The sequence below is a fragment of the Amycolatopsis cynarae genome (assembly GCF_026802195.1).
Classification (GTDB): Bacteria; Actinomycetota; Actinomycetes; order Mycobacteriales; family Pseudonocardiaceae; genus Amycolatopsis_E; species Amycolatopsis_E rhizosphaerae.
The window spans coordinates 3,408,762-3,419,861 of record NZ_CP113836.1 but is presented as its reverse complement, the minus strand read 5'-3'; the positions used below and the strand labels follow the sequence as shown (position 1 = coordinate 3,419,861).

The 11,100-nt window shown below is 71.7% G+C and carries 12 protein-coding genes; 9 read left to right on the top strand and 3 right to left on the bottom strand.

What is annotated here, in order from left to right; genetic code table 11:
* Positions 1–54: 54 nt before the first annotated feature.
* Positions 55–960 carry a glycoside hydrolase family 25 protein gene (locus tag ORV05_RS16380; RefSeq protein ID WP_268759362.1) on the top strand — a complete coding sequence of 302 codons (906 nt, stop codon included), beginning with the start codon at positions 55–57 and terminating at the stop codon, positions 958–960.
* A gap of 56 nt (positions 961–1,016) precedes the next feature.
* On the opposite strand, the gene ORV05_RS16375 is transcribed toward ORV05_RS16380, so the two are convergent.
* Positions 1,017–1,562: a helix-turn-helix domain-containing protein gene (locus ORV05_RS16375; protein ID WP_268759361.1), complete on the bottom strand. Its 546-nt coding sequence runs from the start codon at positions 1,560–1,562 to the stop codon at positions 1,017–1,019.
* 234 nt (positions 1,563–1,796) lie between these two features.
* On the opposite strand from ORV05_RS16375, the gene ORV05_RS16370 reads away from it, so the two are divergent.
* The 7 genes from ORV05_RS16370 to ORV05_RS16340 all read left to right on the top strand — a co-directional run bounded on the left by ORV05_RS16370 (position 1,797) and on the right by ORV05_RS16340 (position 9,174).
* Positions 1,797–2,645, top strand: coding sequence for a hypothetical protein (locus ORV05_RS16370; protein ID WP_268759360.1), 849 nt, complete (start codon positions 1,797–1,799; stop codon positions 2,643–2,645).
* Positions 2,629–4,011 carry a hypothetical protein gene (locus tag ORV05_RS16365; RefSeq protein ID WP_268759359.1) on the top strand — a complete coding sequence of 461 codons (1,383 nt, stop codon included), beginning with the start codon at positions 2,629–2,631 and terminating at the stop codon, positions 4,009–4,011. Before ORV05_RS16370 ends, ORV05_RS16365 begins: the two co-directional genes overlap by 17 nt.
* Positions 4,008–4,472: a hypothetical protein gene (locus ORV05_RS16360; protein WP_268759358.1), complete on the top strand. Its 465-nt coding sequence runs from the start codon at positions 4,008–4,010 to the stop codon at positions 4,470–4,472. The genes ORV05_RS16365 and ORV05_RS16360 overlap by 4 nt, the downstream gene beginning before the upstream one ends.
* The gene (locus tag ORV05_RS16355; protein WP_268759357.1) at positions 4,469–5,947 is read left to right on the top strand and encodes a hypothetical protein; all 1,479 of its coding nucleotides are present in this window, start codon (positions 4,469–4,471) and stop codon (positions 5,945–5,947) included. The genes ORV05_RS16360 and ORV05_RS16355 overlap by 4 nt, the downstream gene beginning before the upstream one ends.
* A 13-nt stretch (positions 5,948–5,960) precedes the next feature.
* Positions 5,961–7,124: a hypothetical protein gene (locus ORV05_RS16350; protein WP_268759356.1), complete on the top strand. Its 1,164-nt coding sequence runs from the start codon at positions 5,961–5,963 to the stop codon at positions 7,122–7,124.
* A 108-nt stretch (positions 7,125–7,232) separates the two neighbouring features.
* Positions 7,233–8,402, top strand: coding sequence for a hypothetical protein (locus ORV05_RS16345; protein ID WP_268759355.1), 1,170 nt, complete (start codon positions 7,233–7,235; stop codon positions 8,400–8,402).
* 22 nt (positions 8,403–8,424) lie between these two features.
* Positions 8,425–9,174, top strand: coding sequence for a hypothetical protein (locus ORV05_RS16340; RefSeq protein WP_268759354.1), 750 nt, complete (start codon positions 8,425–8,427; stop codon positions 9,172–9,174).
* Positions 9,175–9,233: 59 nt separating this feature from the next.
* Here ORV05_RS16340 and ORV05_RS16335 read toward each other — a convergent pair whose 3' ends face one another.
* Complete coding sequence (locus ORV05_RS16335) at positions 9,234–9,812, bottom strand: TetR/AcrR family transcriptional regulator (protein WP_268759353.1); 579 nt, start codon at positions 9,810–9,812, stop codon at positions 9,234–9,236.
* Positions 9,813–9,957: 145 nt separating this feature from the next.
* Between ORV05_RS16335 and ORV05_RS16330 the strand changes: the two genes are divergently transcribed.
* A complete protein-coding gene (locus tag ORV05_RS16330; protein ID WP_268759352.1) occupies positions 9,958–10,404 on the top strand; it encodes a DUF2871 domain-containing protein in 447 nt (148 codons plus the stop codon).
* 7 nt (positions 10,405–10,411) lie between these two features.
* Here ORV05_RS16330 and ORV05_RS16325 read toward each other — a convergent pair whose 3' ends face one another.
* Positions 10,412–11,062, bottom strand: a complete 651-nt coding sequence (locus ORV05_RS16325; RefSeq protein WP_268759351.1) for a class II aldolase/adducin family protein — start codon at positions 11,060–11,062, stop codon at positions 10,412–10,414.
* Positions 11,063–11,100: the final 38 nt, after the last annotated feature.

The following is an 11,100-nucleotide window of genomic DNA, read 5'->3' as shown; positions in this document are numbered from 1 at the left end:
TTTCCCCGGTCCGGTTGGCTGGTCTCATCCGGTTCCACGATCGGGGAGGCGATGATGGCCCTGGGAATCGATGTCTACAACCGGTATCAGGATGTGCGGGACTGGCACGCCGTGCGTGCGCACGGTGTGCGGTTCGTCTGGGTCAAGCTCACCGACGGCGGCGGACTGCCCGGCGGCGGCCGCAATCCCGGCGACGCCGAGGTCGCCGGCGCGAAGGCGGCCGGTATTCCGGTCGGCGGTTACCACTACGCGCAGAAGGCCCCCTCGCCGGAGCGTCAGGCCGAAATCTTCCTCGGCGAGGTCCGCAGGCTCGGTGCCACCGATCTGGTGCCGATGCTGGATCTTGAAGCACCCTTCGTCCCGGACGCGGCGGCGAAGGAGTTCGCCCTCCGGTTCTGCCGCCGGGTCGAACAACTCGGGCTCCGGCCCGGCGTCTACCTGAACAACGCCTTCGCCAAGGCGCTGCGGCCCGACCGCTGGGGCATCACCGGCCTGGCGATCTGGCTGGCCCGCTACGGGGCCAGGCCGGATCCGGCCGCGGGCCGCTACGACGTGCACCAGTTCGCCAGTGACGGCCGGGTGCCGGGAATCGTCGCCGAGGGCGTCGATCTGAACGAGTCCTATACCGACAACCATTTCGCGGGCGGAAGCCCCTCGGCACCAGGAGGATTCGAGGACATGGCCTTCGACAGCGTGTTCAAGACCAGGTACGGCCAGGATCTGCGGGTCGACGACTTCATGGCCTGGCTCGATTTCCGCGTCAACGAGATCTACAGTGCCCTGTTCGATCCGAAGCAGCAGTCGCGTATTCCGGGCGACACCGGCAAAACCTGTCTCAACGACGCGACGATGGACACCGTGGCCAGGGTGACCATCACCGAACAGAACGTCAACGAGCTCAAGGCCGTGGTGGAAAAACTCGCCGCCGACGTCGCGGAACTCAAAAACCGCGCCGGATGATCCCGCCCGGGAGCCCGGACATCCGCGTGGTGTCCGGGCTCCCGTTTCCCGGCGGCTCAGGCCGAAACCGGTGAGTGGGCCGCCGTGTCACGCGGGCCCGGACGGTCCCCCTCCGGGACCAGACAGAGATCGGGATTCTCGGACAGCACCGCGACCATGGCCGCGCGCGTGCCCACCCCGAGTTTGGTGAAGATCCGCCGCATATGGGCGGAAACCGTGTACAGACTGATGTCGAGCACGCTCGCGATCGCCCGGTTGGTATAGCCCAGGCCCACCATCCGGGCGATCTCGTTCTCCCGCGGGCTGAGGGCCTCATGGGCCGGCGCGGCCACCGGCACCAGCAGGCACCGCAGACCCAGTTCGCGGCAGTCCAGCAAGGGACGGCGGCCGTCGCGGTCCGGGCCGACCAGTTCGGACACCCGCCGCACGAGCGCGCGCACCAGGTTCTGTACGACCTCGTCGGCGAACGGTTCGTCCGCGGTTTCCGGCGGGCGCGGTCGCGGTATGCCGCGCCGCCGCGCCGTGGAGTGCCGTATGCCCGCTGTGGGCGCGGAAAGCTCCGGCAGTGCCGACCTCGCCTGTGTTTCGGCCGCAGTGGCCATCTCACGACCTCCCCAGTTGCTCAGTGAGACCTGTCCAGCAAACCGACAAACCGTGCGTTGCGCATCGTCGATTTGAGTGACATCGACGCTGTCTACCCCTTCCGTGTCTCGGCCGGACGTGTGACTACCGGCGTCCGCGGCCGTGGAGTGGACTGTCGGGCGAAGTGCTCACCGACGCGCGGCGCCGGGAGCTCACCCCACTGAGCTTCGACGAATTCACGCAGGAGGAACGTCATGAGCCGTCGCTACCCAGCCGTGGAGGGCGAGCTGGAGGATGAGCTGACCCGGGAACTCGAGGACGAACTCGAAGACGAGCTGGAGGCCCGGCTGCCCGGGCGTGCCGGCGAGCTGGAGGACGAGTTCGAGGACGAGGATTTGCACGAGGACGAGCTGGAGGCCCAGTTGTCCGGCCTCGCCGGGGAACTGGAGGACGAACTCGAGGACGAGTTCGAAGACGAATATGAAGACGAGGGCGAGCTCGAGGACGAATTCGAAGATCTCGTGCGGGAACTGGAGGCCGAGTTCGAATTCGAAACGGAGGACGAGGACGAGGATTTCGCCGATCCGGTGCGCCGCGTTTATCCGGATGCCGAGCTGATGGCGAAGCTGGCCTTCGAGGCGGAGAGCGCCGAAACCGAGGAGGAGGCCGAGGCCTTCCTCGGCGCGCTGGCCCCGCTGGTGCTGCGCGCGGCCGTGCCGCTCGCCCGCCGGTATGCGCCGAAGATCATCCGGGGCGCGGTCAACCTCGGCAAACGGCTCTGGCGCAGCCCTGCCACGCGGCGGGTGGTCCGCCAGGTGCCGAAGATCCTCGGCCGCACCCTGCGCACCCTCGGCCACCGGTACGCGGCGGGAAAGCCGATCAACAGCCGCGTCATCTCCCGCACCCTCGTCGGGCATACGGTGAACGCCGCCGATCACGCGCGCTCCCGCCGCCGCTCGGCCCAGCAGGCCCGCCGCCCGTCCGTGCGCTCCGCCCGCCGCGGGACACGGTCGCGCCGGGGCGGCACGAGGGTGACCAGGGCACGGCACGCCCGCCGGGCACCGCAGCGCAAGCGCGGCCGTGGCCGTGCCCGCCGTCGCTGACCGCTCCGCCGGGCCCGCGGCCGCGTCCGGACGGCCCGGACGGCCCGGAGCCCGGCGGGCGCGGTCCACCCTCACCGGCGGTGCGCCGCTGGTACTGCCCACCGCCGAAGGCCAGCTGCGCACCTGGCTGCTGAGCCAGGCGACCAATGTGGAGCGTCACCTGGCGGCGTTGCGGCCGTTCCGCTGGTCGGAGTTCGGGGATCCGGCAACCGGGCCGAGCCGGGCACACCTGATCGCGGTCAACGAGACCATGGCCACCCTGCGACGTCCGCTGCTCGCCGCGACCAGGCAGGTCCGGGCGACGGCGGAGGCCGCCGCCGAGCGGCCGGCACCCCAGCGGCTGGAGGCGATGCTGGCGGCCAAGACCCGGGCACAGCACTGGGTGCGGGCCACCGAACGGGTGTGGGACTTCTACCTGGAACTGTTCAACCAGCGCCAGGGGGCGTTCGCGCCATGGCTGGTCGCCTGCGACCGCATCGCGCTGGACTGCTACCAGTACGCCTACCTCGGCCTCGGGCGCTGGCGGCCGGTGCCCACCCCGCCGCCGTTCTGCTATCTGGACACCGGAGCCGGGCCCGCCACCTCACGCCGTGGCATCCCGTTGCGGCGCCTGGCCAACCGGATCAACCCGTTCCCGCTGATCCAGTTGCCCTATCACCGGCTGGTCAACCCCTGGACGCTGGGCGCGGTGCTGCACGAGGTCAGCCACAACCTGCAGAACGACCTCGGCCTGGCCCGGGCCGTCCCCCTGCAGGTCGCGGCGCGGCTGACCGAGGCGGGCCTGCCGCGTCGGGTGGTGTCGGTCTGGGTGCGGTGGAACCGGGAGACCTTCGCCGACCTCGCGGGGCTGCTGCTGGGCGGGCCGCAGGTGGTCGGATCGCTGTTCGACGTGATCGGGCGGACCGCCCGGGAGTCGACGGCCTTCTCGCCCGGCGCGGTGCACCCGGTACCGTACCTGCGGGCCAAGCTGTCACTGGAACTGTTGCGCCGTATGGGTTTTTCCGAGCACACCCGCGCCTACGCCGACCTCTGGCGCAGGCTGTACCCCCGTGCGGATCTCGCGGGCGCCCCACCCGCGCTCGCCGCCACCGCGGGCACCGCGATCCCGCTCGTCGTGGACGCCATGTGCTTCACCTCGTTCCCGTCGCTGGGGCACCGGGCGCTGGCCCGCGTCCTGCGGTTCGAACCGAAGGAACAGGCGATGATCGAAGAGGCCGCGGAACGGCTCGCCCGCGGCGTGGCCCCCGGGGTGGTTCCCGAACGGTTTCTCATCGGCGCCGTCCGCTTCGCACTGGAACGGCGCATGGCCCCGCCCGAACGGCTGGCGCGCTACTTCCGGGAAGAACTGGGAAGGAGGTCGCGATGACGCTCCGGGACGAGTTCGAGGTGCTGGGCACCGAAATCCGTGAACTGGCCCGCGCCTGGCGGGCGCTCGAGGTCAGCGTGGTGGAGGACCGCCCGCCCGGGGACGGACTGGCGGTGTCGGACCGGCTGGCCGAGGCGGTCACCGAGGGCGTCGCCGACCTGGCCCCCGCGGTGGAGGTGGTGGGGCGGCGGTGCACCGCGCGATCCCTGCACACCACCGCGGCGGCGCTGCTGCGTTCGCGGCGCCGCATCGAGGACGACTTCCGGTCGCACCTCGCGATGAGCGCACTGGTGCGGTCGGTGCGGGGGTGCGACCACCAGTGGCGCGGGTGGGCCCGCAGCGTCTCCCGCGGCGCGGACCGGTGCGCGGAATCCCAGTGCGGCGCCGAGGACGCGATGCTGCGGTGCTGGCGGGAAGCAGTGGAACTGGCCGAACTCGACAAGTGTGGGGCATCCCGATGACGAACAACGACGACCGGGGCGCGGCACTGCCGCGGCCCCAGGACATCGACACCGCCTACCCGCTGGTCACCACCGGGGCGGCGCCGTCCGCACCGGCCGATCCGGGGCAGCGGGCCGCGCAGGCGATCAGCGACGTGCTGGGCTGGAAGTGGCGCGACGGGGACACCAAGGGTTTCCAGGCGGCGCTGGCGGGCAGCTTCACCCTCGCCGAGGTACAGGGACACACCGAGGCGACCTGGACCCCGCGCGGGTACGCGATCCAGGCCGATCTCGGCGCGGTCACCGGCGGGCAGGCCTCGCTGGCGGCGCGTGCCCGCAGCGCGGTGAAGGACGCGGTGGCGCTGCTCGACTCGCTGCGGGCACTGCGGACCACGGCGGACCCCGACAACGCCGAAGGGTTCCGCGCCCTCGTCCGCCACGAGCTGGAACAGATCAGGGCGGAACTGGAGAGCCCGATGGTGCGGGTGCCGCGGGTCGACCAGCTGTTCGCCCTGCTGCTGGGCACGAACGCGCACCCGGCCTCGGTCGCCGGTGGTGCCGGGACCGGCACCGATCCCGACACCGTCGGCGGGCACCTCGGGGGCCTGCGCGACGAGTTCGGCCTGACCGGGGGGCAGGTCAACACCCTCGAAGAGGAACGCGTCCAGACCTCGTTCATCACGCTGGTGGACTGGGTGGTGTCGCTGTACCGGGGCTGGCTCGACGCCCGTGACCGGATCGACCCGTTCGCCCAGCCCACCGGCGGGCGCTCGCCGTTCTTCGGCCCCGCGGTGGTGGCCCTGTCGCAACTGCTGTCCGCGGCGGCCGCGCAGACCGATGAGGTCGTCGCGGAACTGGCTTCGGTGGGGGTCGGCAGGCAGGAACTGGAGGTGCTGCGGGTGCCGGTCCCGGCAGGCGGGTCGATGTCGCTCGGCGGACTGCTCCGGTGGGTGGGGGAGTTCGCGGCCACCGAGGGCCGCCAGCTGATCGAATCGGCGGGCAAGGAAGGGGTGAGCACGGCCTTCCTCCAGGTGGCCGAGCGGTTGCAGCAGTGCGTCGGGAACCTGCCGCGGCCCGCCGGGGACGCCGCCGACGTGCCCGGCAACTACCGCGCGACCCTGCCGCCCGGGTTCTTCAGCTTCCGCGTGCAGCGAGCCGTCGACGAACTGGACGATCTCCTGCAGGAGGTGGTGCGGATCGCCCGGCCGATCCGGCAGGACCCCGGCCCCGGCTATCCCACGGCGCCGGTCACCGGCAGGCCCGCCCCTGTCCCGCCGGTCATCGTCCCGCCGGTTCCCGCGGCGCCGGTGACGTCCGCCCCGGCCCCGCGTGGGACGCCCACCGTGCCACCGGTGTCGGCGCTGCGGGAGGAAGGAAGCCCGGCGGCGGAGGAGGTCCTGGCCCAAGGCCCGCCGCAGCGCACCGACGACCCCCCGGCGCGGGCCCGGGCGCCGCGCAAGCGGCCGGGCGGGGCCGACCCTTCGACGGCGAAGTAGGGGAGAGACGCAGATGGCCACCGAAAAGGAATACCGGGAACTGTTCGACCGCGTCGCCGCGCTGCGCCGCGAGGTCGCGGGCAAGCTGTCGAACGAACTGGGCAGCGATCCACGCCTCGGGGACGCGGTCCTCAAACAGCTCGACGACATGCTCTTCGCCGTGGAGACCGAGCAGCGCACCAGTCCTGCCCCCGCGGACGGCGGGCTCGGGCAACTCGTCGGCATCGGGGACGGTGCGGCCAGGGAACTCGGCCAGACCCGCATGCCACCAGGGGTCGACGTCTACGACGAAACCGTCGCCTCGGAACGGGTGATCGCGGTCGGCGACCTGTACTACCTGTACCAGCACGAGCGGATCGGCGTGTTCCGCGTGGTGCAGAAACTGCAGGAACTGTTCCAGCGCGGGGCGATCCGGCTGTCCGACGGGCCCGGGGCGTTCGGTCTCTACCGTTTCGACCGGCGCGATGTGCTGCGCTACACCCGCCGGGACCGGATCAGCGCCTACCGCAGGGTACTCGGCTACGGGCGTGGTCTCGGCTCCGCGAACGCTCGCCCCAATACCGATTTCCACCAGCTGTTCGTGCAGTTCACCAATCAGGTGGCGCTGTTCTGGCGCGACAAGCGGATCTCCGACGTGATCCGCGAGCGGGCCTACGACCCGAGCTTCGGCAGTGTCGCCGTGGTCCGCCGCAGTGGTCTGGACCTCCGCAACAACCTGAAGTTCACCTCCTACGGCCACCTCAACGTGCTGCGGGTCGAGGTCATGCAGTTGCTGACCGAGGCCTTCCAGATCCTCGGCGCGGAGGATGTGCTCGACCTGTTCGGCGCCACGAACGCGTGGGACACCGTGGACGAGGTGCTGATCCGCTACTTCGACGAGCGGCTGGTCACCTCCCCGCGGCAGCGCATGGCGGTCACCGGGCGCGCGGTGCTGCGGTGGCTGGCGGCCCCGCACATCCTGGAAACCACCCGCTCGGAATTCGAAACCCTGCTGCTGGAGATCGCCGAACCCGCCGAGGAGTGGATCACTTCGGCGCAATCGCTGCGCGTGGCCGACCGCAGCACTTCCCCGCGGGTGCTGCCCGCGGACCGGCACCGGCCCGCCGGGGTGGCCGTGCCCGAGCGGGTGGTGCGCCGCAACGGGCACCGGAAAGGACCGGTGGGCACCCTGACCTGAGCACGCCGTGCGCGGAGCGTGGCCTGGGTTGGGCCATCGGCGGGCTGTTGCCGGGCATCCGTGTGACCGGTGCTGACAGCGCCCGCCCCCGGCGCACATCGTGGACCCATGGTGGCGACCGACGTGCCGGGGGAGCACGGAGCCCTCGGCGCACTGGCGGGCTGGTTGCTGATCCAGTGCCGCCCCGCCCAGGCCGGGATCGCGGCCGAGGTCGCGGCCGCGTACGACGCGGGTCTGGTGCTCACCGGGAAGGAGCCGGAACCGGCGGTACGCGGCCTGCGGAGGGCGGGATTCACCGGGCCGGTGCTGTGCGACGCGGACCGGTACTCCGGCCCCGGCCGGAGGAACGCCTCCCGCGGGATCCGGCCCGGCTGGTGTCGCCGTCAGCAGGACCTGGGACTGGTGGCGCTCACCGACTCCGGGTATCTGGAGGCCCGCGACCTGCAGGGCCTGCGGACGATCCTGCGCGCCGCGGCACGCCAGCCGCCGCCCGTCCTGGCGATGCTGCCTCTGGCCGCTCGATGGTTCGCCACCACGGCCGTCGTCGGGGCGCTGGTCCGGGAGATCGGCGTGCACGGCGTCCCGGTGGCGGTGGCCATCGAGAGCCGGGGGGACCCGTTCGCCGTCCAGTACGTCGTCCGGAACTTCCTGCACCTGCTGCGCGAATCCCCGGTTCCGGTGGTGCTGTTGCGCTCGGACGTCGGCGCCCTTGGCGCGCTGTGCCACGGCGCGCTCGCGGCGGCGATCGGCACGGTCAGCGCATTGCGCCACCTATATCCGGTGATACGGGGACAGGGGGGCCGGGTACCCCGGGGCGCCGCCTTCGTGACCCCGCTGCTGGCCTACCACGCACTGGACACGCTCGACGAGGCCATCGGCGCCTTGCCGGAGTCCGACCACCTGTGGCGCTGTGAATGCCCCGTCTGCGACGGCCGCACCCCCGCCGCACTGGCCGGGCTGCCGGACGAAACCGCCGCGGCCTTCCGGCATTCCCTGCACGCCCAGTTCCGCCTGCGCGCCGACCTGCTGCGCCCGAAGGCGACCAGGGAAGCGCTCGCGAGCACGTGGCACGAACACTGCAGTCACGCGCTTTCCCTCCACCAGGAACTGGCCGGACGGCTGCCGCACCGCAGGCCTCCCGCCGCGCTGGCGTCCTGGCTGGCCGCCTCCACCGACCCGATCCGCGACGGCGCGCCGATCCCGCGCCAGGAAGCACCCACTGCCGCACGTCCGCCTTCCCGGCCCCAAGATTCCCCCAAGAACCTCGCGCGAGACTGAGCGCACCGGGCAGGCTGGTGGCGTGAAGGAGGATGCGCACGTGGTGGTGCGGCAGTGGTCCGAGCGGACCTTGGCGGAGGCCCTCGGGCGGGAGCACCGGGACGACCCCGTGCGATCGGGCACCGGCGGGCCCGCAGGCAACGCCCGGCTGACCGCGTGGACCGGTCTCGTGCTGCTGGTGCTGTTCGCCGTCGAACTCGGCACCCTGCTCAGCGTCGGGCGTTTCCTGAGCTGGCATGTCGTGGTCGGCGTGCTGCTGGTGCCCCCGGCCCTGCTCAAGACCGCCTCCACCGGCTGGCGCATCGTGCGCTACTACACCGGTGATCGCGCCTACCGCCAGGCCGGGCCCCCTCCCATGCCGTTGCGGTTGCTGGGGCCGCTGGTCGTGCTGTTCACGCTGGCCGTGCTCGGGACCGGGCTCGCCCTCGTCTTCCTCGGCCCGGACGCGAGCCGCACGCCGCTGCTGGCCGTGCTCGGGCAGCGCGTCGACGCGGTGCGCCTGCACCAGGCGACATTCCTGGTCTGGGCGGTGGTGACCGGACTGCACACGCTCGCCCGGATCGTTCCCGCCGTGCGGCTCACCTTCGGCGCGGGGAAAACCCGCCTCCGTATCCCGGGCCGCGTTTCGCGGGCCGTCACGCTGCCGGCGACGCTGCTCGTGGCCGCGGTCGCCGCGACGCTGGTGCTCGGCGCCTCGGGTGCGTGGCTCACCGGGGGCCTGCACCGCCCGGACCACCACCGTGCGAGCACACTCAACCGCACCACTCCGTAAGACGCTTCCCACGCCTCGCTGCTGCCGTGAGGGGTCCCCTCACGGCTCGCCGCGGGTTCTCAGGAGCTTTGCAGGAGGGCGGTGGTGGCCCTGCGCGCGTAGGCCAGCACAGCCGTGTGCTCGTCACCGGCGTCGATCCGCCGTACACAGGCGTCCACAAGGGACTGCAGCACCGCCTGCACCAGCCGGGGCTGCCCGGGGTCCAGTTCGGACACGATGCCGTCGAGCAGGCTGGCCAGCGAGGTGTGCAGCTCCCGGACGCGATCCAGTCCCGAAGCCGACAGCGCGCCCCGCGCGAGGGCGACCCGGTGGCCGTGCGTGCCCTTCGCCGCCTGGTCGAGGTTGGCCACCACATAGGCGACGGCCCGCGCCACGGGATCGCGCTGTGCTTCCACGGCGCGGGTGACGGCCTCGATCCAGGCCGGGAACTCGCGGGTCACGATGAGCTCGACGAGTTCGTCGATGGAGGAGAAGTACCGGTAGATGCTGTTGCGGGCGAGCCCGGCGCGACGGGCCACCGCACCCGCGGTGAGTGCCGCGACACCGTCTTCGGCGAGGATCGCTTCGGCCGCGGCGATGAGCTGGCCGAGCCGCTGCTCGCGCTGTTCGCGCACACTTCCCGCGGTGATCTTCGGCATCGGTTCCTCGTGACAGGCTCCCGGCGGGGGCGCCCCGCCGGGAACGGGCTTGGTTTGCTACGTTGCCGTCATCTTAGAGACAGACCTGTCGCCAAGTAGGTGCGGGCCGAGCCGGCTGGCGGCGGGCCCGGGAAAAGGAAAGCGCATGAAGAAGAGCTACTGGGCCGCCCTGGTCTACCTGGTGCTCGGCCTGGCGGGCGGTTTCTACTACCGGGAGCTGACCAAGGCCCACAACTTCACCGGCGAGACCCAGCTCTCCGTGGTGCACACCCACCTGCTGGCCCTGGGCATGCTGCTGTTCCTGATCGTGCTGGCGCTCGACGTCACCCTCAAGATCTCGCAGGCTCCGGCCTTCAAGGTGTTCTTCTGGACCTACAACGCCGGTCTCGCGCTGACGGTGGCGATGATGCTGGTCCACGGCACGCTGACGGTGCTGGGCAAGGAGTCCGGCGCGGCGATCGCCGGGATCGCCGGTCTCGGCCACATCGGGCTGACCGTCGGCCTCGCCTTCCTCTTCGTGGCCATCGGCAAGGCCCTGCCGAAGCCGCAGAAGGAGACGGAGAAGCCGGTCGAGGAACCGGCCGAGGCCTGATCCGGCGTCAGCGCTGCCCGTAGCCGCGGAGCTTGCCGACCACGTGCTCGATCTCGGCGGCCGGGAGCAGGCGCGGCGTGTCCGCCGACCGGGCGAGCAGCCAGAGGTGGCACACCCACTCCAGCTGTTCCGCCCGGTGGTACGCCGAGCCGAGCGTGTCGCCGTAGGTGATCGTGCCGTGGTTGGCGAGCAGGCAGCCGCGGCGCCCCTCGAGCGCGGCGAGCATGGATTCGGCGAGTTCGGTGGTGCCATAGGTGGCGTATCGCGCGGTCCGCACGCTGGGGCCGACGACGGCCAGGAGGTAATGGATCGGCGGTACCTCGTCGACCACGGTGGACACCGCGGTCGCGTGCACGGAATGCGTGTGCACCACCGCGCGCACCGGCGCGCCGTCCGGGTCCTCGGCGCGGCCGTAGACGGCGAGGTGCATCGGGAGTTCGCTGGTCGGCAGCAGCTCTCCGTCCACAGTGGACCCGTCGAGGGCCACCACGGGGATGTCCTGCGGACGCAGGCAGGCGTAGTCCACCCCGGTCGGGGTCACCGCCACCAGTTCCCCCGAACGCGCGGAGATGTTGCCCGACGTGCCCACCACCAGCCTGTCGGCACTCATCCGGCGCGCGTACTCGCACACCGCGACGCGCTCTTCCGCCAGGATCACGGTCTCACCCTTCTCGAGATCGGCTCCACGGTACGGCA